The sequence below is a fragment of the Zobellella denitrificans genome (assembly GCF_002407485.1).
GTDB lineage: Bacteria > Pseudomonadota > Gammaproteobacteria > Enterobacterales > Aeromonadaceae > Oceanimonas > Oceanimonas denitrificans.
In genome coordinates, this window is the sequence record NZ_CP012621.1 from 3087274 (window position 1) to 3112947 (window position 25674).

Consider the following 25674-nt stretch of genomic DNA (forward strand, 5'->3'; position numbering starts at 1 on the left):
CATAACAATAGACATCCTTTTTAAAATACGTATTCTATTGCCCCAGTATGTCATCGCTATCTGGATCCGGGGATTTACCTTGAGTTTTCGTCGCTACACCCTGTTCGCACTGGCTTCCGTTATCCTGCACGGGCTGATGGTTCAGGCCATGGAGCGCCAGGAGCTGGAAATAACCCTGGCGCCCGACAGCAACCCGGGCCCGATCAGCGTGCAGATGTTGCCTGCCGTGGCCAGGCCCGAACCGACACCGCCGCTGCCGGAGCCCGAACCCAAGCCGGAGCCCAAGCCCAAACCGGTGCCCAAGCCCGAGCCCAAGCCGGTGCCCAAACCCGAGCCCAAGCCGGTGCCCAAGCCCGAGCCCAAACCGGCACCTGAGCCCGTGTCCGAGCCAACCGCCAAGGTCGATCCCAAGCCGCAGCCCCAGGTGACCCAGAGCAGCGCGCCCAAGCGGATTGACACCCCCAGTTTCAAGACCCGGCCGGCGCCCATCCCCTATCCGTCCCAGGCCCGTCGCCGGGGACTCGAAGGCACTGTGGTAGTCGAGGTCTGGCTGGATGAAAACGGCCGGCAGACCAAGCGATTGCTGGCCAGGTCGTCCGGCGTCAAGGTGCTGGATCAGACGGCGCTGACCGCCATCGCCAAATGGCATTTCTCCGCCTATGTAGAAAACGGCCGCGCCCTGGCGCACCGCGTACAGATCCCCGTTCGTTTCAAACTGGACTAAAACACATGTCGTTTCTGAACCAACTGCATCAACAACTGGGCCCGATGAGCTGGCCCCTGATCCTCTGCTCGGTGCTCACCCTGGCGCTCTGGCTGGAGCGCGGCCTGACTTTGCTGTGGACCAGCCTGCGCGGCGAGCAGGAAAAGCGCCGCCTGCGCCGCCAGGGCCACGCCTATCCGGACGCGGAAATGAGCCATGCCAGGTCGCTGACCCTGCAGGGCTGCTCCCTGCTGGTCCGGCACCGGCAATGCGACAAGTCCACCCGCGAGGATCTGGCCTCGGTCTGGTTGCAGCAGCAGCGCCGCCGGCTGCACGCCGGTTTGCGGGTGCTCACCCTGGTGGGCGTCATCAGCCCGCTGCTGGGCCTGCTTGGCACCGTGCTGGGACTTATCGAGATGTTCAGGAGCATCAGCCAGAGCCAGGATCCGGTGACCCCGTCGCTGCTGGCGGACGGCCTGGGGCTGGCCATGAGCACCACCGCCGCCGGTCTGCTGATCGCCCTGCCGGCCATCGCCGGCGCCCAGCTGTTCGGGCTCTGGGCCGACCGCCTGCTCGACAAGCTCACCCATGAGCTGAACCAGTGCAACCTCTACCTGGAAGGCGTGGCGCTGGGAGGCAAGGCATGATAGGCCGCCCCGAGCCCGCCCAGTCCGGCTGGCGGGCGCTCACTCCCGACATCACCCCCCTGCTCGACATCATCTTTATCGTGCTGGTGTTTTTGATGCTCACCGCCAATATCCCGCTGCAATCGCTGGAGGTGGATCTGCCCAAGACCGACAGCGAGGCGCTGAACAGCGTGCAGGACAACAAGGCCATGACCATCAACCTGCTGGCCGGGGATCCCGCCTGGGCCCTGCAGGGGGAGAAATACGCCGACTGGGAAAGCTTCAAGCCGGTGCTGCTCGAGCGCCTGCCCGCACTCAAGGAAGCCGAGCTGGTGCTGGCCTCCGACCGGGAGGTGACGGTGGACAACATGATGAAGTTGCTCGCCTTCCTGCAGGAACACGAGATCCAGGCCACCCAGATCCTGATGGAAGAAGGACGCTGAGCCGGGCTCTCCGGCTCAGACTTCGAAGAAACGGTACAGGCTGTCGACCCGGGTCGGGCAATCCGCCACCTGGTGCACCTTGTCTTCCGCAGCCTTGGGGCTCTCGTAACTGACCCGGCAGCCCAGGGTGTCGGTCAGTTCGAACTGGTTGCCCTCGTCGTCGTAAAAGGTCACCAGCCAGCCCATGCTCAGGGTGTCGTGGCACACCCGGGCCGAGCGCAGTTTTCCCGCCTGATACAGCTCGCGCAGTTCGCTTGTGGTCATGATGTTCCCCTCCCCGCCGGTCATTACAAGTATAGCGGCGGGGGCTGCCTCAGGCCGGGGCGCTGTAGCGCCCCGGCTTGTGGTTGAAGGCCAGCACCTGGTTGAGCAGCACGGCCCCCAGCACCGACAGCAGCAACAGCCAGGGCGGCACCACGGTGAAGGACACCAGCACGATGAGGGAATCCACCGCCATCTGCAGCTTGCCGGCACTGATGCCGAAGCGGCCCTGCAGGTAGAGCGCCAGTATGCCGATGCCGCCCAGGCTGGCCTGGTGGCGGAACAGGATCAGCATGCCCACCCCGATCAGCAGGCCGCCCATCAGGGCGGCGAAGGGCGGCGACACCGAGGCCACCGCCAGGAAATGGGGAAGCTGCTCGCTGAACAGGGACACCAGCGACACGCTGACAAAGGTCTTGAAGGTAAAGGCCGGCCCCATCCGCAGCCAGGCCAGCGCATAGAAGGGTAAATTGATCAGGAAGAACCAGACCCCGAAGCCGGTGCCGCTGAAATGGGCGAGCAGCAGGGCGATGCCGGCGGTGCCGCCGGTAAGCAGGCCGGCCTGCTTGAGCAGGAACACCCCCAGGGCCACCAGCAGGGTACCGGACAGGAGGGCGATGATGTCTTCGGACAGGGGATGGCGGCTGTTCATAGGGGCGACGGCTGCAACACAAGGGGGCGAGATCCTAAGGCCGCAGGGGGCGGCCGCCAAGAGAGCCGCCCCCTGCGGCCGCCCCCCCGGCCGTCACGCTTTCATGACGGCCGTTGTCACGATTTCATGACAGTGCAGGGGTCTCCCCCGGCAAGGTCAGCCGGCTCAGAAATGCCATTCCATGTTCAGGGTGGGGGCGTCGGTATCGACTCCCGGTTTGCCGTGGTTGCCGTACTTGTTGCGCCAGTACTCGTAGCCCACCCCGACCCAGAAGGTGTTCTTCTTGTTGAAGGCCAACTGGCCTACATCCAGCATCAGCGAGGTGCGCAGCAGATGCTCGGGCTTGGTCTCGTTGTTGAAATAGTCCTTGCCCTTGGCGCCGTTGTAGTTGGTGAAACCCTGGAACTTCAGCGGCAGGCCGGCGGCCTCGAACGGCAGACCCCAGGCCAGGTTGATCTGGTAGTAGGGATCGAAGCTCAGATCCTTGTGGGTGCAGAACGCCAGGCCGCAGTGGTTGCTCTCGTAGGCATAGAACAGGCTCAGGTCGAGAAAACCGGGCACGTCGAACTTCAGGGTCGGCCCCACCGCCAGGAAGCGCTTGCGCGGCGCGAAGGCGGAGTTCTTGGTGTTGAGATCGAAGCCGGCGGTCAGCGCCACATCCTTCACCGGGCCGAAGCCGAGATCGGTGTCGAACAGCTTGCCCAGGTGCAGCTGGTGGCGATAGGCCAGGTAGAACTCGGTGGCGCCGTCGCTGCTGCCGCTGGCCGGATCCTCGCTGCCGGACTTGAGCACGTCCAGGTTGAAGTAGTTCTGGCCCAGGGAATAACCGCTGGCGTGGGTCAGCTGCACTATGTTCTTGCTCACCTTCTCGGGGTTGTTCGGCTCGGTAAAATCCGAACCGTAGCGGTAGCCGACGAAGGTGTCGGACCAGGTGGCCGCCTGCAAGGGGGCGGACAGGGCGAGAACGGTGGTGACGGCGGTGGCCAGTTTGTGCAATTTCATCTGTTACTTACTCCGTTAAATACCGGCCCGGATGGCCGGAATACTCCTGAAAAAAACCGGCGGCGCCCTGTGCGGGACAAAGGCCGCCCGCCCGGGCCGACGGGGCCCGGGGATGGATAGGGATGCCAGGGGTTAGGAAACCTGTGGGTCGGCCAGCGGCTTGGGCTCGCGGATGAGCTTGCGCAGCGCGCCCCAGGCCGCCCAGGACAGCAGGGCGACGCAGAGGAACAAGAGCCCGGCGCTCAGCGGCCGCTCGACGAAGGTCATGGGATCGCCGCGGGACAACAGCAGGGCCCGGCGCAGGTTTTCCTCCAGCATGGGCCCCAGCACGAAGCCGAGCAGCAGGGGCGCCGGGTTGAAACCCAGCTTGGCCAGCAGGTAGCCGGCCGCCCCCACCAGGGCCACCACGTAGATGTCGAACACATTGTTGTTGACGCTGTAGACCCCGAGGCAGATGAACACCAGGATCGCCGGGTAGAGCATGCTGAAGGGGATCCTGACCAGCGACACCCAGATGCCGATCAGCGGCAGGTTCAGCACCAGCAGCATCAGGTTGCCGAGGCCGAAGCTGACGATCAGCCCCCAGAACATGGCCGGGTTTTCCGACACCATCAGCGGCCCGGGCTGGATGCCGTGGATCATCATGGCGCCCAGCATCAGCGCCATCACCACGTCGCCGGGAATGCCCAGGGTCAGGGTGGGAATAAAGGCGGTCATGGCGCCGGCGTTGTTGGCCGCCTCGGGCCCGGCCACGCCCTCCAGCGCACCCTTGCCGAAACGCTCCGGCTCCCGGGACACCTTCTTCTCCACCGCGTAGGCAATAAAGGAGGCGATGGCCGCCCCGGTGCCCGGCATGGCGCCGAAGAAGCTGCCGATGGCGGTGCCGCGCAGCATGGGGCATACCGAACGCCGGGCCTCGTCCCGCCCGGGCAGCATGGAACGCAGGCTGAAGCGGGCGTTGACGCTGCCCGCGCCCCCCGCCCTGATGCTGGTGATCACCTCGGAGATGCCGAACAGCCCCATGGCCAGGGCGACCAGGTTGATGCCGTCCATCAGCTCCGGCACCCCGAAGGTGAAGCGCGGCAGGCCGGTGTTCACGTCGGTGCCCACCACCCCCAGCAGCAGCCCCAGCACCACCATGGCCAGGCTCTTGGCCGGCGAGCCGGAGCCCACCGCCGAGGCGGCGATCAGCCCCAGCAGCATCAGCGCAAAGTACTCCGCCGGGCCGAAGGCCAGCCCGGCCCGGGACAGGGCGGAGCCGAAGCCGATCAGCAACAGCAGGCCCAGCATGGAGCCCACGAAGGAGCCGGTCATGGCGGTGAAGAGCGCCACCCCCGCCTTGCCCTGTTTCGCCAGGGGGTAGCCATCCAGGCTGGTCACCGCCGACGAGGGGGTGCCCGGCAGGTTGAGCAGTATGGAGGCGATGGAGCCGCCGTACTGGGAGCCGTAGAACACCCCGGCCAGCATGGCGATGGCGGCGGTGGAAGGAATGTAGTAGGTGATGGGCAGCAGCAGCGAGATCGCCGCCATGGCGCCCACCCCGGGCAAGACCCCGACCAGGGTGCCCAGAAACACGCCGATGAAGCAATACAGCAGCATGGTCGGCTGGATAGCGGCCTGCAGCCCCAGCCATAGTCCGTCAAAAATACCCATTGTCTGTTCCGGTTTATCCTCAGGTTTCGAACCGGCCGGCGCACCTGCCCAGGCAGGTGGCGGCCACGACGGTAAGCCTCGCGGACCTCAGCCGCTCCAGGGCCAGGTCTTGATCGCCATGCCCAGCCCCAGGGAGAAGATCGAATAGGTGATAAGGGCGATCCCCAGCGCCACCTTGCACTTGGTGCCCCAGCCCAGCTTGCGGTCGGGCACCAGGGCCAGCAACACCGCGACCAGGGTGGCCACCACCAGGCCGGCCAGGGCCAGCAGGCCGCCGAACACCGCTATGCTGAGGATGACGAAACCGGCGCTGCCCCACTCGGTGCTTACCGGCGCGCCGGCACGGAACCAGGCCGGTATGGCGATAAGGGCGCCCAGCAGCGCCAGCACGCCGCCCAGGATCACCGGCAGGAAGCCGGGCCCCATGTTGTGAACACCGCCGAACTCATAATTCACCTGGCCGTACCAGGCGGCGAAGAGACCGACGGCGGCAAGGCCGGCCCCCCCGAGAATGCCTTTGATGTCTCGCTTCAACATGGCAAAACCCTCCTCCTTGTTTCGCCATCCCCTGGCGGGATTTATCCCCGCCAGGGAACTCCTCTCTCGCCGGCGGCGGGGCCCAGGCCCCGTCGGCCGGACTCAACTGCCCCGGATGTCGAGCTGCTCGATCAGGGCCGACAGCCGGGCATGATCGTCCGCGTTGATGGCGCCCAGGGCCTCGGGCTCGCCGCCCACCGGCACGGCGCCGAAGCTCGCCAGCTGCTCCGCCACCTCGGGCAGCTGCAGTATCTCGTTCAGGTGCTGGTTGAGCAGGCGCACCACCTCGTCGGGTGTGCCCTTCGGCGCCATCAGCCCGTGCCAGGCGCCGAGCCGCACCTGGTCGTAGCCCTGTTCGGCCACGGTGGCCAGCTCCGGCAGCACCGGCGAGCGTTCCGGATCGGTCACCGCCACCGGCACCAGTTGGCCCGACTCGATCAGTTGGGCCACGGGGCCGTAGACCACGTAACCCAGGTCCACATGGCCGGCGAGCAGATCCGGGATGATGGGCCCGATGCCCCGGTAGGGGATGTGCAGCACCTTGATGTCGGCGGCGCTGTTGAGCCACTCGGCGGCGATGTGCATGGGCGAGCCGGCACCGGGGCTGGCGTAGTTGAGGCGCTTGCCGTCGCGGGACTGGCTGACCAGGTCGGCCACGCTGCTGATGCCGGACTTGGGGTTGGCCACCAGCAGCACCGACTGCTTGCTGGCCAGGATCACCGGCTCGAAACCGTTGAGCACGTCGTAGCGGGATTCCTTGGGCAGGGCCATCACCAGCGGCGCCGTGGTGAAGGTGTTGGGGGTGAACAGCAGGGTGTGGCCGTCGGCCTTGGCCCGGCTGACATAGCTGTTGCCGATGGTGCCCGCCGCCCCGGGGCGGTTCTCCACGATCACCGGCTGCCCCAGGCGGCTGGTGAGCTTGTCGGCGAACAGCCGGGCGATGGCGTCCACGTCGCCCCCGGGCGGGTAGGACACCACGATGGACACCGGCTTGCTGGGATAACCGTCGGCCTGCACGCCTCCGGCCAGCAGGGCGGCGGCGGCCATGGCCGCGCCGATAAAGCGTCTGCGAGTCAATTCCATTTTGCTCTCCTTGGCACCCTGAAAAGTGCCGTTGAATCCGAGGACACCGGGTGCCAACGGCCCCCGGCATAATGTTTTACATACAAAACAATGTTTCTTATGTGACAATGCGAACTCTAAAACGCTTTGTTTCCCCCTGTCAAACCAAAATTGAAACAATTTTTTAACACCCCTCCGGCCGGATCCCGACCCCTGCCGGCAGGGCCGACAGCCACCGCGCAAGCGGTAAAAAGCAAGCCGGCCGGCAACACCAGAACGGCGGGCACGACGGGGCCGCAGCGTGCCCAGGCACCTGTTTATGAAGGTTGCAAAGCCTGGCCGTTACGCTCCGGTGAAACAAAGGGCGCTCCTGGCTCCGCTTTCTCCCCGGCAGCAAAACACCGCCGTTGGCAGATATGCGCCTTGCCGGTGGAGCGCAGGCGGCCCGCCTGCTTTCCCGCGCAGCGGGAACCCTCGGACTGGCCTACCACACCACAGCTTTAAAGAGGCTTGAGGCAGAACAGGCATCACGGGTTGTCCTGTGCCTTCGCCCGCCTCGGTGCCATCCTTATGCGGGCGGGCCGCCCGCGCCCCAAGAATCACCACTGCCTAAGTTTTAAACTGAGCGGTGCTCTAGTGTCGTCGGATGGCTGAGCCAGCAGGCGGCCGTCCTCTCTGCGGAGGACAAGACCCGCGCCACCACCTGATGCAGGCCAGCGTTTACCCTGCCCGGTGCCCGGTCGGCCCCCGCTCCCGCTCAGTACAGCTTCTTCTGGGGCGGGCCGGCGAAGTTGAGCGGACCTATGCCGTTCATCTCCACTTCCACCAGGGCCGGGCCCTGCACCGCCATGGCCTCGCCGATGGCCTGCTCGAACTCGGCCAGGCTGGCCGCCTTCCAGCTGGCCAGGCCCACGGCCTCGCCCAGGGCCTTGAAGTCGGGGGTGTGCAGCTGGTTGAAGTACTGGCGGCCGCCGAAGTACTGGTTCTGGATGCCGCGCATCACCCCGTAGCCGCCGTCGTTCATCACCAGCAGCATCAGGTTGGTCTGCTCCTGCACCATGGTCGCCAGCTCGCCCACCCCCAGCATCAGGCCGCCGTCGCCCACCAGGCCCACCACCTTGCGCTCCGGGTTGGCCACGGCGGCGCCGATGGCCATGGCCAGGCCCATGCCGATGGCGCCGGCCAGGGAGTGGATATTGGTGTTGGGCGCCTGGATGGGGAACAGCCGGCTGCCCCAGGTGCTGCCGGACATGGTGATGTCGCGCACCAGGATGCCGTCATCGGGCAGCGCCGCCCGCAGCTGGCCGCAGAGGGTGGCATAGGGGCCGAGCTGCTCGGTGAGCGCCGCCACCGCCGCCGTTTTCGCCTCGGCGATGGCCCGGTCGAACTCGGGGTTGGCCTTGGCCTGCCCCTGCAGCGCCGCCACCAGGGCGGCCAGCACCGCCTTGGCGTCGCCGCACACGAAATGGTCCACCGGGTAGTTGCGCTGGGCCGCCGCCGGGCTGGCGTCCACCTGGTACAGGGGGCGCGGCAGGGCCAGGGAATAGGTGCGGGTCTCGTTGCTGCGCAGGCGCGAGCCCACCACCAGCGCCAGATCGCACTCGGCCATCAGCGCCTCGACCGCCGCCGAGTTGTGGAAGGCGCCCAGGCTGCGCGGATGGGCATCGGGCAGGATGCCGCGGCCATGGGTGGAGGAGATCACCGCCACCCCCAGATCCGCCAGCGCCGCCACTTCCTCGCTGCAGTGCAGGGCGCCACCGCCCACCCACAGCAGCGGGCGCCTGGCCGCCTGCAGCGCCGCCGCCAGGGCGGCCAGCTCCGGCTGTGCCGGCGCCGGCACAGCCAGGGGGCGCACCGGACCCAGCTCGGCGGGCAGGCTGATCTCCGCCGCCTGCACGTCGATGGGCAGCTCCACGCTCACCGGCCCCATGGGCACCGTGGTGGCCACGCGGATCGCCTCGCGCAGCACGCCCACCGCCTGCTCCGGGCTGGTGATGCGGAAGGCCGCCTTGCTGCTGGCCTTGAGGAAGGTCAGCTGGTCCCGGGTTTCGTGGATAAAGCTGGCGTCCCGGTCCAGGTATTCCCGCTCCACCTGGCCGGTGAGATGGATCAGCGGGCTGGCGGCGTTCAGCGCCTCCAGCAGGGCGCCCACCGCGTTGCCGGCGCCGGCGCCGGTGCTGGTGATGGCCACGCCCAGGCCGGAGAAGCGGCCGTGGGCGTCGGCCATGGTCACGGCGCCGGCTTCGCCCCGGGCGGCCACGAAACGGATCCGCTCGCGCCGGCCGATGGCGTCGGCGATGGGCAGGTTGTGGATGGAGATGACCCCGTAGACGCTGTTCACGCCGTGGGCTTCCAGTACCCGGGCGATGGCTTCGCCCACATTGACTCTGTTGCTCATGATGCTGTCCTTGTTCTGTTCAGTCGTTAGCCCGGGCTTAGCAGCACCAGGGGTTGGGTTGGTCACTCAGGCCCACGTAGATGCTCTTCTGCTGCATGTAGGCGAGCACGCCCTGGCGGCCTTTTTCCCGGCCGAGGCCGCTTTCCTTGAAACCGCCGAAGGGGGCGGAAACCGAAAATTTCTTGTAGGTATTGATCCAGACGGTGCCGGTCTCGAGCCGGCGCGCCAGGCGCCAGGCCCGGCGGAAGTCCTCGCTCCAGATGCCGGCGGCCAGGCCGAACACGCTGTCGTTGGCCTCGGCCACCAGTTGGTCTTCGTCGTCGAAGCTCATCACCACCAGCACCGGGCCGAAGATTTCCTCCTGGCATACCCGGGCGCTGTTGGCCAGGCCGGCGATGATGGTGGGCGGATAGAAGCAGCCTCCGGCCAGCTCGCCCACGGTCAGCCGTTCGCCGCCGCACAGCACCCGGCCGCCCTCGGCCCTGGCCAGGGCCACGTAGTCGGCCACCGACTGGAGGTGGGCCTCGTTGATGAGCGGCCCCATGTGAATGCCGGGCCGCTCCGGATGGCCGACCCGCAGCTCCCGGGTCAGGCCCAGCAGCCGGGTGAGGAAGCGCTCGTAGAGGCTGCTGTGCACGAACAGCCGGGAGCCGGCGATGCAGGCCTGGCCGGCGGAGCTGAAGATGCCGTAGACCACGCCCTTGGCGGCCAGCTCGAGATCCGCGTCTTCCAGCACCAGGGTGGGCGACTTGCCGCCCAGCTCCAGCGAGGTGGGGATCAGCTTGTCCGCCGCCACGTGGGCCAGGCGGCGGCCGGTGTTGGTGCCGCCGGTGAAGGAGATCTTGCGCACCAGGGGGTGGCGGGCCAGGGCCTCGCCCACCACCGAGCCGCGCCCGGGCAGTATGCTGAGCAGCCCCTTGGGCAGGCCGGCCTCCTCGAACAGCTTGGCCAGCTCCAGCGCCGCCAGCGGGGTGGCGTCGGCGGGCTTGAGCAGCACGGCGTTGCCGCCGGCCAGGGCCGGGGCGATCTTCTGCATCTCGCTGGCGATGGGCGAGTTCCAGGGGGTGATGGCGGCCACCACGCCGATCGGTTCATGCACGCTCAGGGTCATGAAATCCGGGGCGCGCGGGGTATTGAGCTGTTCGTCCAGGGTCTCGCAGGCGGCGGCGAAGTAACGGGCGGTGCCGGCGGCGCTGGCCACCAGGGCCCGGGTTTCCGCCAGCGGCTTGCCGTTATCCCGGGTCTGCAGGGCGGCCAGCTGTTCGCTGCGCTGCTCGATCAGATCCGCCACCCGGTACAGCACGGCGGCGCGCTGGTGCGGCAGGGCCTGGCGCCAGGACGGATGGCGCCAGGCGCGCTCGGCGGCCTGCACCGCCTCTTCCACGTCCTCGACGCTGGCGGTGCTGACCTCGGCGTTGACGCTGCCGTCCGCCGGGAAATGGCTGATGCTCACCGGGCCCCGGCCCTGGCGCCATTCACCGCCGATAAAAATGGGTCTAACCATGACATGACTCCTTAAATAACCAGGGGATCCGTGCACTGCCGGCAGGCGCGCACCACGCTCAGTGCCGCCAGGGTGGAGGTTTTGGGATTGGCGGCCAGCGGCAGGCCGCTCAGGGCGATGTCCAGCTCGCCGAAGCGGCCGCTGGCCCGGATCCGGTGCTGGTTGCGCCGGCTGTCCGGATCCACCACCAGTTCGACCCGGGTCTCGTCCATGCCGAGCCCGGCCAGGGCGATGGTGGCCGCCACGTTGGCATTGGCCGGGAACAGCCGCGCCGCCTCCCGCGCCGTGCCGCTGAAGAACACCGTCGGCGCGGTGACGCCGTCCAGATCCACCAGGGTTTCCGCCGGGCTGCCGCGCCAGCTCTGGGGGCTCTTGCGGCCCTGGTAGGTGACCGACTCCAGCCCCCCTTCCCGGGCGGCGGCCAGGCCGTCGATGCCGGCGATGGCCCCGGCCAGGGCCAGGATGCGGCCCCCGCCCTGGCCGGCGGCCAGGCGCAGATCCCGGGCCAGGGCCTCGTCGGCCAGGGCGCCGACCGAGATCAGCCCCAGGGTCCAGCCCCGGGCCAGCACGGCGCTGCCGTGCTCGCGCACCGCCGTCTGGCCGGCGCATTCCACCACCAGATCCGGGGTGGCGGCACAGTCCTCCACCCGGCTCAGCACGGTCACCGCCGGGCCCAGTTCGGCCTGCACCTCGGCCACCCGGGCCGCCGGCACCAGCAGCCATTTCAGGCTCAGCTCCGCCGGCAGCAGCGCCAGCACTTCCCGCGCCATGGCGCCGAACCCGATCATCATCAGCTGTTTCATCGCCCCTCCTACAGGTGCTTGTTGAAGCCGCCGGACACGTCCAGGGCGGCGCCGGTGGTATAGGACGCCAGCGGCGAGGCCAGGAACACCAGGGCCCGGGCCGGCTCTTCCGGCTTGCCCAGCCGGCCCATGGGGATGCCCCGGCGCTCGGCGATGGCCCCGGTCCAGCCGTCCCAGTCCTGGTCCCGGTCGCCGCGCTCGGCGAACCGGCGGCGCCACTGATCCGACTCCACCATGCCGAGCAGGATGGAGTTGACCCGGATGCCCCGGGCGGAAAACTCGTGGGCCAGGGAGTGGGTCAGGTTGAGCAGCGCCGCCCGCGCCGCCGAGGTGGCGATCATGTGCGGCTCCGGCTGCAGCGCCAGCAGCGAGTTGACGTTGGTGATGGACGGGCAGTCCGAGCGCTCCAGCTGGGGCAGGAAGGCGCGGATCGGGTGGAGCACGCTGAAGGTCTTGAGCCGGATCTCGGCTACCCAGTCTTCATCCTCGGTCTGCTCGAAGTTCGACACCCGGCCCTGGCCAGCGTTGTTGATCAGCAGGTCGGCTCCGCCGAAGCGGGCCTCCACCGCGGCGGCAAAGGCGGCCACCTCGGCCTTGTCCAGCACGTTGCAGGGCCGGGTCAGGCACTCGGCCCCGGGAAAGGCGGCGCGCATCTCTTCCAGGGAGGCGGCCAGCCGCCCGGGGTTGCGGCCGCACCAGGCCACCCGGGCGCCTTCCGCCAGCAGCAGCCGGACCGTTTCCAGCCCGATGCCGGACGAACCGCCGGTGACCACCGCCACCTTGCCTTGCAGCTTGAAACTCATGCTTGTACTCCTCGATTCGGTAAGGCCCCGGCCAGGCGGCACAGGGCCCGGTTGAAGGCGTCGGGCTGGTCGATATAGCTGGCGTGGCCCGCCCCGGCCAGGGGCTCGATGCCGACCCCGGGGTGCCCGGCGGCCAGCGCCAGGACGCCGGCGGGCGGGGTGATCACGTCTTCCTCGCCGTAGATAACGCCGATGGGCGCGGGATAGTCCGCCAGGTAATCGCGGATATCGTCATGAGCCAGCAGGTAGGAAGCGGCCTCGAAGCCGTCCAGGGTCAGCCCCATCATGCCGTGGGCCACCAGATCCAGCTGGTCCTGGCCGGCATGCTGGGACAAGAGCACCGGCCCGCGCGCCGCCGCCAGCCCCTGGTGGCCCAGTTTGCGCAGCATGTCCGGGCGCTTGCGGTACACCTGCTCGCGGGTGTCCGCATCGGCCCGGCCGTAGCCCTGGGCCGGGTTGGCCAGCACCAGGCCACGCACCCCGTCCGGATGACGGCTGGCGTAGGCGGCGCCGATCATCGCCCCCAGGGAGTGGCCCAGCAGCAGCGGCCGTTCCAGCTCCAGCGCCACCACCAGTTCGTGCAGCGCGGCGGCATAGTCCAGGGCCGACGGGGTGGCGGTCGCCAGGGGCGCGCTCTGGCCATAGCCCGGGGCGTCCCAGGCAACCAGGGTGAATTCCCGGGCCAGTGCTTCCAGCTGGCCGACCCAGGAGCCGGAGCCGGAGCTGATGCCGTGCAGCAGCACCAGGGCCGGGCCCCGGCCGGCGCAGCGGTAGGCCTGCCGGCGACCGCCGAGGTCGAGGTGGCGCAGCGGGAAGCGGGACAGGCTGTTGACCAGGGCGCTCATGGTCAGGCCCGCTTGATCTTGGACAGGGGGTGATCTTCCGGATAGGTCGGAATGGTCGGCTTGTTGGCCCCCAGCATCACGCACATCAGGGCGTCTTCCTCGCCGTGGTTGAACAGGCCGCGGTAGATGCCGGGCGGGATGGAGATCAGATCCCGCTCGCCCAGCCGGGTTTCGAACTTCTCCCCTTCATGCTCCACGAACAGGGTGATGGCGCCGCGCAGCATGAAGAACACCTCCTCCACATCGTGGTGCACGTGCAACGGGCCTTCGCACTGGGCCGGCAGCACCATGGTGGAGAAGGTGAAGTGCTCGGAGGGCACGGTATTGCTGTCGTTCTGCACCCCGGTGGCGCCGGTGCCCATGTAGCGCATCTGGGCGCGGCGGTACTTGGGATCGTAATCGGCCTGGAACTTCAGGGCCTCGAAGTCGTAACGACGGGTGCTGAAGCGGGCGATGCGGCTGTCCAGCCATTCTCCCAGGCTCTTGTCGGCGGGCTTGTTCCAGGTATCGAATTTCGCGTTCATCTTATTTCCTCTTTCGGTGGTGTTACGCCGTCCGCGGGCAAGGGGAGTCCCTTCCGCGCCGGCGGAATCAAGCAAACAGTGGGTTGAATCAGTATTTTTTGATCAGGGGCACCAGCACCAGGGAGCCGATCACCGCCACCCAGACCAGGAACAGCAGCCCCAGGTTGAAGTCGCCGGTGCGGGTCACTATGTAGCCCATCAATACCGGGGCGGCGGCGCCGGCGAAGTTGCCGAAGCCGTTGAAGATGCCGCCGGCGGTGGCGCTCACCTCGGCCGGGGTGATGCGCGCCAGCAGGGCGAACACCGACGACACCCCGAAACCCCAGCTCATGGCGCTGACCGACATGGCGAGGATGGCCAACACCGCGTCTTCCAGCTGCAACACCAGGTAGAGGGACAGGCCGGCGATCAGCAGGCCGCCGAACACCTGGGCCGCGCGCTTGCCGGTCTTGTCCGACAGGAAGGCGCCGGCGATCTCCCCCGCCAGCATGGCGATAAAGGGCAGCGACGACAGGGCGCCGAAGGACTTGAGGTCCACCCCCTTTTCCTCGATCAGGTAGCTCGGCAGCCAGCCGTTCAGGCCCCAGAGGTAGGTGAGCAGGGCGACATTGAACAGGCACAGGGCCCAGAACGCCGGGGTGGCGAACAGCTGCCGGCTGTTGCGCAGGTGCTGCTGCCAGCTCATCCGCTTACGGGGGCCGGACAGCTGCGCCTCGGCGCGCAGCTGCACCCCCCTGAGCCCGAAGTACACCACCGCCAGGGTCACCAGGGTCAACGCCGCCATCACGAAGAAGGTCATCTGCCAGCCGTACAGGTTGAGGATAAAGGCGGTGATGGGGAAACCGAGCGCGGCGCCGATGGGGGTGCCGAGCAGGAACATGGTGCTGGCCCGGGCCTGCTGGCCGGCGCTGTAGCACTGCTTGACGATGCTGTAGGCCAGGGCGAACAGCGGGCCTTCGGCGATGCCGAGCAGCACCCGCAACGCCAGCAGCTGTTCGTAGCTGGTGGCCAGGCCCATCAGCGCCATCAGCACGCCCCAGGAAGCCACGCTCACCAGCAGACAGGTACGCGGATTGATGAGATCGCCGACAACGCTCAGAAAGATGGAGGAAAAGCCGTAGGCCAGCAGGAAGCTGGTCATCAGCCAGCCGAGCCGGGTCTTGTCGGTACCTATGCCCATGGCGTCCTGGAAAGCCGGGTCCGAGAACAGCACGGCGATGCTGATCTTGTCGAAAAAGGCCAGCACCACGCACACCATCAGCACGACGGAGATGGACCATTGCTTGATCAGGCTCGACGGCACCGGCATCTTGGCAGTCCCGATGGTTTCTTTCAGCGTTTCCATACTTATAACCCTTTATTCCGTTTTACGGTTTCAGCGCCATCAGGTTGACGGCGGGATCGGCCAGTTGCTCGGCGGGCAGCAGGGTGCCGGCCCTGAGCCAGCGCTTGCCGAGCTTGACCAGCCTGGCGTCGTTGACCGCGATCATCGACTCCAGCCTCCCCTCCCCATCCAGGTAGATAAAGGCCTGCTGCCGGTCGCCGACCTGCCGCCGCACCAGGCGGCTGTCGCCGTTGGCGGGAATGCCCAGGATCTGGATGTTGCAGTCGTATTGATCCGACCAGATCCAGGGCTCGTCCCGGTAGGGGCTGTCCTCGCCGAGCATGGCTTTCGCCGCCGAGATGGCCTGGTTCTGGGCATTGGCCCAGGACTGGATGCAAAAGCCCAGCCCGGGGTGGATGGCCACGTCGCCGGCGGCGTAGATGTCCGGATCCGAGGTCCGGCCCTGCTCGTCGACCACCAGCCCCTGGGCCACGTCCAGGCCGGCGTCGCGGCCCAGCTCGGTGGCGATCTCGGCGCCCGCCCCCACCACCACCGCATCGGCCTCCAGCAGTTGCTGTCCGTCCCGGAGCAGGCGCAGGGTTCCCTGGTCGGTGGCCACCAGCTCGAGGAGGCCGCAGTCCAGCTCTACCTCGACGCCCTGCTCCCGGTGCAGCTCCCGCAGGAAGTCGGACACCTCGGGCCGCACGCTGCGGGCACAGAGCCGCTCGCCCAGCTCGAACAGGCTCACCGCCACCCCCTTGGCCCGGGCGGTGGCGGCCACTTCCAGGCCGATCCAGCCGCCGCCGAGGATGGCCAGGCGCTTGCCCGGCGCCAGCCGCTCGCCCAGGCGGGCCGCATCCTCGGGGGTGCGCAGGGTGAACACCTGGGGCAGGCTCAGCCATTCCCGCACCGGCACCCGGGCCCGGCTGCCGGTGGCGATCAGCAGCTTGTCGTAGGCCAGCTCGGTGCCGTTGTCGAGGGTCACCACATGGCCGCGGGGGTCGATGGCGGTGGCCCGGGCCGGCTTGTGCCAGTCGATGCTCATGGCGTCGATGGCCTCGTCGGAGAACAGCTGCAGCGCCGCCGGGGCCATGTCGCCGGCCAGCACCTGCTTGGACAGGGGCGGCCGCTCGTAAAAAACCCGCTCTTCGTCGGACACCACTGACAACCTGCCCCCATAACCCTGTTGCCTTAAGGTATGGGCGGCCCAGGCTCCGGCCTGGCCTGCGCCGATAATGACGATGCGGGAAATCGCTTGGTTCATGGTTCAGCCCCCCTGTTTGACCTGGCGCCGGGTGTGGCCGTCCAGGCCGCCCTCGATCGCCCACTCAGTAAAGAGTTCCAGCCGGTGCTCCATGGTGCGGGGCTGCCAGGCGGGAGTGAGGTAGTCGTCGTTGGTGTAGTACTCGAAGGCACCACCCAGGGGGCTGTTCACGTACCAGAAATAGGCGGAAGAAATGGGGTGACGGCCCGGGCCGATAAAGGTGGACCAGCCCTTGCGGTTCATCGCCATGCCGGCGCCGATCACCTCGTGGATATCGCGCACGGTAAAGGCCACGTGGTTGAGCCCGGCGGCCTTGCCCGGCACGTGCAGCAGGAAGAGATCGTGGTGGTGGCCTTCGGCGGCACAGCGCATGAAGGCCCCCTTGCCCTCATAGCAGTCGGACAGGTGAAAGCCGAGCCGGTCCCGGTAGAAGGCCTCGGTCCTGGCCAGGTCCGGGGTGAAGAACACCACGTGGCCCACGCCGATGGGCTCGCCCCGCTCGTACACCGGGCTGGCCTCGTCCACCCGGCGGATGTCGCCGTGCTGGTTGATGGCGGCCACCCGCAGCGCGACCGGCTGCACGGCGCTCGGCCGGAAACGCAGGGTCATGCCGTTGGGATCCCGGCAGCTCAGGCCCCCGGCGTCGCGGGCCAGGCCCTCGACCCCGGCCAGGCGCCCGGCCAGCTGCTCCAGACAGGCGGCGCTTTCGACGCCCCAGACCACTTCACGCAGGGTGGAGCCGGGCTCGAAGGCAGCCGGCAGCCGGGCGTCGTCGATGTCGAACAGGTAGAGCCGGCTCTGGTTCAGGGTGAGGAACAGATCCGCCCCCGGGATGTCGCTCTCGCCACGGCTCAGGCCGAAGTCGGCGAGGAAGCTGGCGGCCTTTGGCCTGTCGTCCACCCCGAATTTCAGGGCTTCAATTCCGGTAATCTTCATGGTCATACTCTCTCTTGTTGGCAGCCGGGTCAGTTGAAGACGAAGCCGCCGTTGACCGGCAGGTTCTGGCCGGTGACGAAGGACGACAGATCCGACAGCAGGTAGAGCACGGCGCCATTGACGTCCTCCGGCAACTGGGGCCGGTGGATGGCGCGGCCGTCCACATACTGGTCGTGGCGGGCCTGGGGCACGTATTGGGTGGCTTCCACCAGGGTCAGCCCCGGGCTGACGGCGTTGACGCAGATGCGGTATTCGCCGAGCTCCCGGGCCATGGAGCGGGTCATCGCCAGCAGGGCGCCCTTGCTGGCCACGTAGGCCAGCAGCCGGGGCGCGCCCCACAGCGCGGTGTCGGAGGCGATGTTGACCACCTTGCCCGCGCCCGCCGCCTTGAGGTAGGGCACCGCCGCCCGGGTCATCAGCCAGCTGCCGCGCACATTGACGGTCATCACCCGGTCCCACACCTCGATGTCCAGATCGGTCATGTCGACCCCGCCGATGCCGGTGGCGATGGCGCCGCAGTTGACCAGGCCGTCCAGGCCGCCGAGCAGGCCGGCGGCGTCCCGGGCGCAGGCCTCGATGGAAGCCGGATCCGCCAGATCCAGCGCCAGGCCGTGGGCGATGAGCCCCTCGGCGGCCAGGGTCCTGGCCTCCGCCATCACCTGCCCGGCGAGGATGTCGGCCATGGCCACCTCGGCGCCGGCGGCGGTGGCGGCGCGGGCGAAGTCCAGCCCCAGGCCCCGGGCGGCGCCTGTGATCAGCAGCTTCTTGCCCTGCAGCAACTTATCCATGGTTCTCGGCCTCTTGCCTGGCCGCCAGTTGGGCCAGCTGCTGTTCGGCGGTTTTCTTCATCAGCCGGCGCAGGCGCGACAGGCCCACATCGTGCTGGTAGAGGAACTCGTGGTCGCGGGCGTTGGGCGCCAGCTGCTCGAGGATGACGCGGTCCTGCTCCAGCACGTCCCAGTGCAGCTTTTCCAGGTGGTTACGGTAGAGGAAGCGCCACACGTCGCGCTGCCAGCCGCTGACCTTGCGCGCCCGCCAGAAGAACACCCGGGTGTGGTGCTCGTCCACCGGGGTGGCGAAACCGACAATCCAGAATTCACCGCCCGGACCGAACTGCCGGCGGTAGGGAATGGACAGGCGCAGCCAGAAGGCGCCGCTGCTGCCGAACTCGACCCAGTCGAAGTTGACCCCGGTCTGGCCGGTTTTCTCGAAGATAAAGCCGTGCTCGGTGTTGCGGGCACGCATGTCGGCGCTCTTGTCCCCTTCCGCCATGGAGTGGGAGGTGCAGTGCAGGTAGCTGCCGTGCATGGGATCCATGACGTTGTCGACGGCATAGCGGTAGTTCACCGCCCAGTCCGCCTGGCACAGGAAGCTGCTCCACTCCTCGCTGTCGAGCTGCTCGGGCAGCACCAGATCGGCGGGCTCGGCGTCCGGATCCAGGCCGAACCAGAGGAAGATGGCGCCGTGCTTTTCGATCACCGGGTAGGAGCGCAGGCATTTGCTGCCGGTCATGGGGCAGGCGCTCACCGCCGGCACCTCGGCGACCACGCCGTCCCCCTTCACTTCCACCCCGTGGTACCAGCAGGCCACCCGGTCGCCCAGGTTCCAGCCCAGGGACAGCCGCGCGCCCCGGTGCGGGCAGCGATCTTCCAGGGCGTTGACCTTGCCCTCGGCGTCGCGCCACAGCACGATGTTTTCGCCCAGGCGGGTGATGCCGACCGGGCTGTTGCCCACTTCCCAGCTGGCCACCACCGGATACCACAGATCCTTGAGGCCCAAATCCAGATGGCGTTCGACTGCAAGCTGTTGATTCATTTTGTTCTCCTAGCTTCCCTGTGAGGCGCCGCTCAGTAACCGAGGCGGGCCATTTCGTCCTGAAAATTGGCGGGGGTCCAGGCCTCGCCGGCTTCGTTGCGCAGCCCGCGCCGGTTGAGGGCGGCCACCAGTTCGTCCAGTTCGGCGATGCCCTCGGCGAAGGCGCTTTCCAGCTGGCTGACCAGCGCCTGCTCGTAGCGGGTGGGCTCGCGGTAGCGGTTCTGCCACACCAAGTTGCGGGTCTTGCCCGGGATCTGGATGTTGTTGAGGCCGGCCTCGGTGGCGGGCTCGTTCTTCAGCCAGGCGGCCAGTTTGGGATTGAAGTTGTCCATGGTGCTGTTCCTTGTCATGCCATGTTCAGCAGTACGTCGTCGCCGTCGACCCGTACCTCGTAGATGTGGAGATCACGACAGCCGGGGCCACTTTGCAGCTTGCCGGTGGGGATATCGAAGATGGCCTCGTGCAGCGGGCACTCGACGGTGCGGCCTTCAACAAAGCCCTCGGTGAGCAGGGCATAGGCATGGGGACAGATGTCCTCGATGGCGTGCAGGCGGCCTTCCACCCTGAACACGCCGATCTCCTTGTCGCCTACCTTGACGGCCAGCGGGCTCTCATCGGAGATGTCGCCCAGCTTGCAAATGGAAACCCAGTTCATGGCTCCGTCACTCCTTTGTGTTTTATATATGAAACTATGATTTACCTACGAAACAGAGATTAGATCCGTTCATTGACCTCTGTCAACACAAGGTTTCTTTGTTGTTAAATTTTTTGAGGGGATTGGGCGGGTGTTTTATGACCAGGAGTTATTAGCGCCGGGAGCCGGCCATAAAAAACGCCATGCGGTCGCATGGCGTTGGTGGGGGAGTCTCGGCGCCTTGAGGGCGCGGGATCAGGGATGGGCGTTGTTCAGGCTCAGGGTGCGGGACAGGCTCTGGGCGGCGGCGATGACCTCGTCCCGGATGCGGCCTTCGAACTCTTCCCGGGCAATGCCGCCCAGCGGGCAGCTGACCGACACCGAGGCGATCATGCTGCTGTCGCTCTGCCGGTAGATGGGCGCGGCACAGGCGGCCATGGCCGGGTTGAAGTAGCCCCAGCTGATCAGGGCCGGCTGCCCGCGCACCTCGCGGATACGCGCCAACAGCGCCTCCAGGCTGGTGGGCGTGCCCTCGGTGAAGGTTTCCCAACGGTAGTCCCGGTACAATTCGGTGATGGCCTCGTCGGACAGGTCGGAGAGCAGCAGCTGGCCGGTGACGGTGGCGTGGGCCGGCCAGCGGGTACCGACCCCCACCGTGCTGGTGAAGGGGCCCGTGGCCTGGTAGCGATCCACGAACACGATATCGGTGCCCTGGCGGATCACCAGGTGGCAGGCGATGGTGGTTTGATCCCGCAACCGCTGCATGATGGGGCGCGACGGCTCCAGCAAATCCAGCCCCGACAGGTAGGTGAAGCCCAGATCCAGTACCCTGGAGTTCAGGCTGTAACGGCGGGAGTTGTCTTCCTTGTGCAGAAAACCGCAGTGCTCCAGGGTATAGGCGATACGAAAGGCGCTGGAGCGGTTGACCCCGATAATCTCGGCCAGCTCGGACACGCTCAAATTCCTTTTCTCGTCGCTGAACGCCTGCAGCGCCTCCAGCCCCCGCACCAGGCCGGGGACTATGTATCTGTCATCGGTTTCCATAGGTTCCTCTGTGCCCGACATTTGTTGCCTTATAAAGGCAAAATTGGAGCATGGCCCCGCCCTTTCGTCAACGCCCGGCTAAGGGGAGGCCGGCGTCGCCGCCCGCTGGCGGGGCCAGCGCCCAAAAAAACGCCCCCATTAAGGAGGCAGCGTAAAGGGCAAGGCTATAGTTTTTGGTTGATGTTATGACGGTTGTGATTGTCTTTCCTCCGGCCCGGGCCTGCTTCAGAGATGAAGGCCCTCGCGAATCGATTTCAGGGTCAGCTCGTTGGACCACTCGGGCCGGTCGGGATAGGCGAACACCGCGTTGGTGACGATGCCGTCGAACTTGATCTCCCTGAGCTTGCGGTACAGGGCGTCGAAGTCCACCTCGCCCTCGCCCGGGTTGAGGTGCTGGTGAATGGTCACGTCCGCGTCCGGCGGGTTGATGATGTAGCGCAGGCCGAAGCCGGCCTTGTGGTTGAAGGTGTCGGCGATCAGCACATGGGCCAGCAGATCGCCGGCTTCCTCGATGTGTTTGACCACATCGCCGATGCCGTCGTCGTAATAGAAGGCGTGGGGCACCGAATAGACCAGCTTGATCCAGTCCTTGTCCAGGGCGCGGATCATGCGCACCGCTTCGATGTTCTGCTCGATAAAGTCGTGGGGATGGGACTGCAGGTTGAGCTTGATGCTCTCGCGCTCGAACAGCGGCATCAGCTCTTCCATCGAGCGGACGAAGGCATCCTCGCTGGCCTGGGGCTTGCGCTTGTTGCCGCTGAACTCGGAGTTCATCAGATCCACCCCCAGTTCGGCGGTGATCTCGATGCAGCGCTTCCAGTTGCGCACCGCGGCCTGGCGCTCTTCCTCCACCGGGGAGGACCACTGCTGCACCGGCAGCACCGAAGAGATCCTGACGCCGGCGTCGGCACAATACTTTTTAAGATCCTTGATCAGCTGCCGATCGACCTTGGGATACTCGTAGAACCAGATGAAATCCTTGCGCGGAGACAGCTCTACCCATTCGTATCCCAGCCGGGCCACGGTGTCGATGGTCTCCTTCAGGCCGGTGTTGTCACGATAGTGCGACGGATCGTATACCAAACGCATAACTCTGCTCCCTTGACTCAGCAGTCCAAACAGCGGCGGCTCCCGGCGGCGGGAACCGGCTCCTTCCATTATTGATGCTGCCGGTTGCGGGCGATAAGGCGCCGCACCGGCACAGACAATGAAATAAATATTCCACACAAACCCAAAAATCGAAACATTCAATCCACAAAAGTTTTCAAAGTGTGACCGATGCCAAATTTCGTCTTCTGGGCCCGCCCCGGCCATGCTATAAATGAGTTCCCCTTATCCGGGAGTGCCCAATGAAAACAAGAAAAATCAGAAAAGGCGTGCTGGCCTGCTCGCTGATGGTCGCCCTCTGGGCGCCGCTGCTCGCCACCGCCGCCACCATGGACAAGTACGCCGACAAGCCGGTCTGGATGGACTGGGCTTTCTTCGGCAACACCGTCATCTCCGCCAGCCTCACCCGCTGGAGCAGCAGAGAAGACGAATAACCCGGCCGCAGGGACGCGCCCCTTTCTTCCCTTTCCATCCTCCCATCCGCTACCGCCTTATCCCCCTTTTCCGGCTCTCCGGCAATGATTTCTGTGAACCTCGCCACAGCATGCGAAACAAAATGTTAACAATTTAGCAACCAAAGACTAAGGTCTGTCTGTGAAGTTATTGTTCACAGAAAAGCAAACAAAAAAGTACACACGCAGAAGACCCCATTGCCAAGGAGAGAATGCATGCACAAGCTTGGAAGCGCCTTACTGATCGCCGCCGGTATGACACTGGCTCCTCTCGGACAGGCCCTGGCCGCCGAGGATCAGCACAAGATCGCCGTATTGATCCCGGGTAAGCACGACGACAACGGCTTTATGCAGGCCGCCTACCGGGGCTATGAAAAGATCAAGGCGGAGCTCGATGTCAACGCCAGTTATGTATCCAATATTTCCGCCACGTCCGATCCGGCATTGCTCACCGAAGCCATGCGCAAGCTGGCGCAGGAAGGCCCCGACCTCATCATCGCCCATGGCGGCCAGTGCAACGGCCCGGCAGAGATAGTGAGCAAGGAGTTTCCCGACATCCGGTTCGTGGTGATCCAGGGCCATGTACAGGGCCCCAACCTTTCGAGCTATGTGGTTCGCCAGGAAGACTCGGCCTGGCTGGCCGGCGCCCTGGCCGGGCTGACCACCCGGACCGACGTGGTCGGCCATATTTCCGGTGCCTGGCCCCAGCCCGGCCTGATCGGCCGCGCCGCCTTTTACGACGGAGTCAAACACGTCAATCCCGACGCCAAGTTCCTGACCTGGTTTACCGGCGATCTGGACAATACCGACATCAACGCCCAGGCGGCCGCCGCCGAAATCGGCCAGGGCGCCGATGTGATCTACACCATGCTCAACGCCGGCCGCCAGGGGGTGATCGACGAGATCAAATCCCATGACGGCAAGGTACGCCATATCGGCAACGTGTCCGACTGGACCCAGGTGGACACCAGCTTCGTGGGCTCGGCGGTGGCCGACGCCAGCGTAGCCATCCTCAACGCCGCCCGCGACTTTACCACCGGCCAATGGCAGCCCGACCAGATCACCGAGATCGGCCTGGGCCAGGGCGACGTGGTCAAACTGACCCTGGCAGAGGACGTCTCACCCGAGATAAGACAGCAACTGGACGAGCTGGCCGCCAAGCTCATCAGCGGCGAGATCCGCATCAACACCAGCTACGAAGGCCCCGAGTTCAACCCGGCCACCGGTGAATTCGTGCCGCAGTCCTTCAAGGAAGAGCTGAAAGCCAAGTCCTGATATACCATGCCTTTGAATAAATGAGCGCCTGCGGCGCTCATGCGGGCGGGCCGCCCGCGCTCCACCCAGCGCACTGCTCAGATGGAGCGCAGGCGGCTCGCCTGCAAATTGACGCGACGCGGCAATCCCTGTTGCGGCTTCGTGAAACTCCGGTGCTGCCTGCGCCCCACCGTCAGGCAACCAGGATCTTCACTTTTTCACCCCATTCGCCACTGGCATTCCCCGCCCAGCCAAGTACCATATACCGCCATGGCTGTCCGGTTGGCCCCAGGCAACCGCCAGGCCCGCCAAAAAACCTATTAACTTACTGATTTATCAGGACAAGTAACAATGGCTCAATTTGTTTACACCATGCACCGCGTGGGCAAGGTGGTTCCGCCCAAGCGTCATATTCTGAAGAATATCTCCCTGTCGTTTTTCCCCGGCGCCAAAATCGGCGTACTGGGCCTGAACGGCGCCGGTAAGTCCACCCTGCTGCGCATCATGGCCGGCATCGACACCGAAATCGAAGGCGAGGCCCGCCCCCAGCCCGGCATCAAGATCGGCTACCTGCCCCAGGAGCCCAAACTCAACCCTGAGCACACGGTGCGCCAGGAAGTGGAAGAAGGCGTGGCCGAGGTAGCCGGTGCCCTCAAGGAGCTGGATCAGGTCTACGCCGCCTACGCGGATCCGGACGCCGACTTCGACAAGCTGGCCAAGCGCCAGGGCGAGCTGGAAGCCATCATCCAGGCCCACGACGGCCACAACCTGGACAACCAGCTGGAGCGGGCCGCCGACGCCCTGCGCCTGCCGCCCTGGGACGCTCAGATAGGCAAGCTGTCCGGGGGTGAACGCCGCCGGGTGGCCATGTGCAAGCTGCTGCTGGAAAAACCCGACATGCTGCTGCTGGACGAACCCACCAACCACCTGGACGCCGAGTCCGTGGCCTGGCTGGAGCGCTTCCTGCACGACTACGAAGGCACTGTGGTGGCCATTACCCACGACCGTTACTTCCTCGACAACGTGGCCGGCTGGATCCTGGAGCTGGACCGGGGCGAGGGCATTCCCTGGGAAGGCAACTACTCCTCCTGGCTGGAGCAGAAGGATCAGCGCCTGGCCCAGGAGCAGTCCTCCGAAGCCGCGCGCCAGAAGTCCATCCAGAAGGAACTGGAGTGGGTGCGCCAGAATCCCAAGGGCCGCCAGGCCAAGTCCAAGGCGCGCATGGCCCGGTTCGAGGAGCTGCAGAACCAGGACTACCAGAAGCGCAACGAAACCAACGAGCTGTTCATCCCGCCCGGCCCGCGCCTGGGTGACAAGGTGGTGGAAGTCGAGCACCTGACCAAGTCCTACGGTGACCGGGTGCTGATCGACGACCTGTCGTTCAGCATTCCCAAGGGCGCCATCGTCGGCATTATCGGCCCCAACGGCGCCGGTAAATCCACCCTGTTCCGCATGCTCACCGGCGCCGAGCAGCCGGACGCCGGCACCATCACCCTGGGCGACACCGTGCAACTGGCCTCGGTGGAGCAGTTCCGCGACGCCATGGACGACAAGAAAACCGTCTGGGAAGAAGTGTCCGGCGGCCTGGACATGATGCGCATCGGCAACCTGGAGATCCCCAGCCGCGCCTACCTGGGCCGGTTCAACTTCAAGGGCACCGACCAGCAGAAGCGGGTGGGCGAGCTGTCCGGCGGTGAACGCGGCCGCCTGCACATGGCCAAGCTGCTGCAAACCGGCGGCAACGTGCTGCTGCTGGACGAACCGACCAACGACCTGGACGTGGAAACCCTGCGCGCTCTGGAAAACGCCCTGCTGGAATTCCCCGGCTGCGCCATGGTCATCTCCCACGACCGCTGGTTCCTCGACCGTATCGCCACCCATATCCTGGACTACAAGGACGAGGGCAAGGTGGAATTCTTCGAAGGCAACTTCACCGAGTACGAAGAGTGGAAGAAGAAAACCTACGGCGCCGAGGCCATCCAGCCCCACCGCATCAAGTACAAGCGCATCGCCAAGTAAGGTTTGCTC

The 25674-nt window shown here is 66.2% G+C and carries 27 protein-coding genes; 6 read left to right on the forward strand and 21 right to left on the reverse strand.

What is annotated here, in order from left to right; all coding sequences use genetic code 11:
* Window positions 1-79: 79 nt before the first annotated feature.
* Genes AN401_RS14535 through AN401_RS14545 form a run of 3 tightly spaced genes read left to right on the forward strand, consistent with a single transcriptional unit; the run spans window position 80 to window position 1772 of the window.
* Window positions 80-724, forward strand: coding sequence for an energy transducer TonB (locus AN401_RS14535; RefSeq protein WP_198401740.1), 645 nt, complete (start codon window positions 80-82; stop codon window positions 722-724).
* A 5-nt stretch (window positions 725-729) separates the two neighbouring features.
* Window positions 730-1350 (forward strand): MotA/TolQ/ExbB proton channel family protein, encoded by a 621-nt coding sequence (locus AN401_RS14540; RefSeq protein ID WP_094039306.1) that lies wholly within the window; start codon window positions 730-732, stop codon window positions 1348-1350.
* Window positions 1347-1772 carry an ExbD/TolR family protein gene (locus AN401_RS14545; RefSeq protein WP_094039305.1) on the forward strand — a complete coding sequence of 142 codons (426 nt, stop codon included), beginning with the start codon at window positions 1347-1349 and terminating at the stop codon, window positions 1770-1772. The genes AN401_RS14540 and AN401_RS14545 overlap by 4 nt, the downstream gene beginning before the upstream one ends.
* A 15-nt stretch (window positions 1773-1787) precedes the next feature.
* Here AN401_RS14545 and AN401_RS14550 read toward each other — a convergent pair whose 3' ends face one another.
* From AN401_RS14550 to AN401_RS14650, 21 genes are all read right to left on the reverse strand, one after another.
* Entirely contained in the window at window positions 1788-2036 is a 249-nt protein-coding gene (locus AN401_RS14550) for a hypothetical protein (protein WP_094039331.1), read from the reverse strand.
* Window positions 2037-2085: 49 nt separating this feature from the next.
* A complete protein-coding gene (locus tag AN401_RS14555; RefSeq protein ID WP_094039304.1) occupies window positions 2086-2685 on the reverse strand; it encodes a YitT family protein in 600 nt (199 codons plus the stop codon).
* A gap of 165 nt (window positions 2686-2850) precedes the next feature.
* The gene (locus AN401_RS14560; protein ID WP_094039303.1) at window positions 2851-3687 is read right to left on the reverse strand and encodes a hypothetical protein; all 837 of its coding nucleotides are present in this window, start codon (window positions 3685-3687) and stop codon (window positions 2851-2853) included.
* A 132-nt stretch (window positions 3688-3819) separates the two neighbouring features.
* Window positions 3820-5340 carry a tripartite tricarboxylate transporter permease gene (locus AN401_RS14565; RefSeq protein WP_094039302.1) on the reverse strand — a complete coding sequence of 507 codons (1521 nt, stop codon included), beginning with the start codon at window positions 5338-5340 and terminating at the stop codon, window positions 3820-3822.
* Between the two features lie 87 nt (window positions 5341-5427).
* Complete coding sequence (locus tag AN401_RS14570) at window positions 5428-5877, reverse strand: tripartite tricarboxylate transporter TctB family protein (protein ID WP_094039301.1); 450 nt, start codon at window positions 5875-5877, stop codon at window positions 5428-5430.
* A gap of 102 nt (window positions 5878-5979) precedes the next feature.
* Entirely contained in the window at window positions 5980-6960 is a 981-nt protein-coding gene (locus AN401_RS14575) for a Bug family tripartite tricarboxylate transporter substrate binding protein (RefSeq protein WP_094039300.1), read from the reverse strand.
* 736 nt (window positions 6961-7696) lie between these two features.
* Window positions 7697-9337: a thiamine pyrophosphate-binding protein gene (locus AN401_RS14580; protein ID WP_096779743.1), complete on the reverse strand. Its 1641-nt coding sequence runs from the start codon at window positions 9335-9337 to the stop codon at window positions 7697-7699.
* 37 nt (window positions 9338-9374) lie between these two features.
* Window positions 9375-10841: an aldehyde dehydrogenase gene (locus AN401_RS14585; protein WP_096779744.1), complete on the reverse strand. Its 1467-nt coding sequence runs from the start codon at window positions 10839-10841 to the stop codon at window positions 9375-9377.
* Between the two features lie 11 nt (window positions 10842-10852).
* Window positions 10853-11644, reverse strand: a complete 792-nt coding sequence (locus AN401_RS14590) for an aspartate dehydrogenase (RefSeq protein ID WP_096779745.1) — start codon at window positions 11642-11644, stop codon at window positions 10853-10855.
* An 8-nt stretch (window positions 11645-11652) separates the two neighbouring features.
* Window positions 11653-12447: an SDR family oxidoreductase gene (locus AN401_RS14595; protein WP_096779746.1), complete on the reverse strand. Its 795-nt coding sequence runs from the start codon at window positions 12445-12447 to the stop codon at window positions 11653-11655.
* On the reverse strand, window positions 12444-13292 hold the full coding sequence (locus tag AN401_RS14600; protein WP_096779747.1) for an alpha/beta fold hydrolase: 849 nt from the start codon (window positions 13290-13292) through the stop codon (window positions 12444-12446). The genes AN401_RS14595 and AN401_RS14600 overlap by 4 nt, the downstream gene beginning before the upstream one ends.
* Window positions 13293-13294: 2 nt before the next feature.
* Window positions 13295-13816 (reverse strand): cupin domain-containing protein, encoded by a 522-nt coding sequence (locus AN401_RS14605; protein ID WP_096779748.1) that lies wholly within the window; start codon window positions 13814-13816, stop codon window positions 13295-13297.
* An 88-nt stretch (window positions 13817-13904) separates the two neighbouring features.
* Window positions 13905-15161, reverse strand: coding sequence for an MFS transporter (locus AN401_RS14610; protein ID WP_094039974.1), 1257 nt, complete (start codon window positions 15159-15161; stop codon window positions 13905-13907).
* Window positions 15162-15183: 22 nt separating this feature from the next.
* On the reverse strand, window positions 15184-16404 hold the full coding sequence (locus AN401_RS14615) for an NAD(P)/FAD-dependent oxidoreductase (RefSeq protein ID WP_094039975.1): 1221 nt from the start codon (window positions 16402-16404) through the stop codon (window positions 15184-15186).
* Between the two features lie 3 nt (window positions 16405-16407).
* Window positions 16408-17340 (reverse strand): VOC family protein, encoded by a 933-nt coding sequence (locus AN401_RS14620; protein WP_094039993.1) that lies wholly within the window; start codon window positions 17338-17340, stop codon window positions 16408-16410.
* A gap of 29 nt (window positions 17341-17369) precedes the next feature.
* A complete protein-coding gene (locus tag AN401_RS14625; protein ID WP_094039976.1) occupies window positions 17370-18128 on the reverse strand; it encodes an SDR family oxidoreductase in 759 nt (252 codons plus the stop codon).
* Window positions 18121-19155, reverse strand: a complete 1035-nt coding sequence (locus AN401_RS14630) for an aromatic ring-hydroxylating oxygenase subunit alpha (protein WP_094039977.1) — start codon at window positions 19153-19155, stop codon at window positions 18121-18123. The genes AN401_RS14625 and AN401_RS14630 overlap by 8 nt, the downstream gene beginning before the upstream one ends.
* A 32-nt stretch (window positions 19156-19187) precedes the next feature.
* Window positions 19188-19487 (reverse strand): recombinase-like helix-turn-helix domain-containing protein, encoded by a 300-nt coding sequence (locus AN401_RS14635; protein WP_094039978.1) that lies wholly within the window; start codon window positions 19485-19487, stop codon window positions 19188-19190.
* 14 nt (window positions 19488-19501) lie between these two features.
* Complete coding sequence (locus AN401_RS14640; protein WP_094039979.1) at window positions 19502-19810, reverse strand: non-heme iron oxygenase ferredoxin subunit; 309 nt, start codon at window positions 19808-19810, stop codon at window positions 19502-19504.
* A 234-nt stretch (window positions 19811-20044) separates the two neighbouring features.
* Window positions 20045-20833 carry an IclR family transcriptional regulator gene (locus AN401_RS14645; protein WP_096779749.1) on the reverse strand — a complete coding sequence of 263 codons (789 nt, stop codon included), beginning with the start codon at window positions 20831-20833 and terminating at the stop codon, window positions 20045-20047.
* A 225-nt stretch (window positions 20834-21058) separates the two neighbouring features.
* Entirely contained in the window at window positions 21059-21922 is an 864-nt protein-coding gene (locus AN401_RS14650) for a sugar phosphate isomerase/epimerase family protein (RefSeq protein ID WP_094039981.1), read from the reverse strand.
* A 260-nt stretch (window positions 21923-22182) separates the two neighbouring features.
* Between AN401_RS14650 and AN401_RS19850 the strand changes: the two genes are divergently transcribed.
* The 3 genes from AN401_RS19850 (at window position 22183) to ettA (ending at window position 25665) form a co-directional block, all read left to right on the forward strand.
* Window positions 22183-22374, forward strand: coding sequence for a hypothetical protein (locus AN401_RS19850; RefSeq protein ID WP_142995611.1), 192 nt, complete (start codon window positions 22183-22185; stop codon window positions 22372-22374).
* A gap of 234 nt (window positions 22375-22608) precedes the next feature.
* Window positions 22609-23667, forward strand: coding sequence for a BMP family protein (locus AN401_RS14655; protein WP_094039982.1), 1059 nt, complete (start codon window positions 22609-22611; stop codon window positions 23665-23667).
* A 330-nt stretch (window positions 23668-23997) separates the two neighbouring features.
* On the forward strand, window positions 23998-25665 hold the full coding sequence (gene ettA, locus AN401_RS14660) for an energy-dependent translational throttle protein EttA (RefSeq protein WP_094039983.1): 1668 nt from the start codon (window positions 23998-24000) through the stop codon (window positions 25663-25665).
* The last annotated feature ends 9 nt before the right edge of the window (window positions 25666-25674 follow it).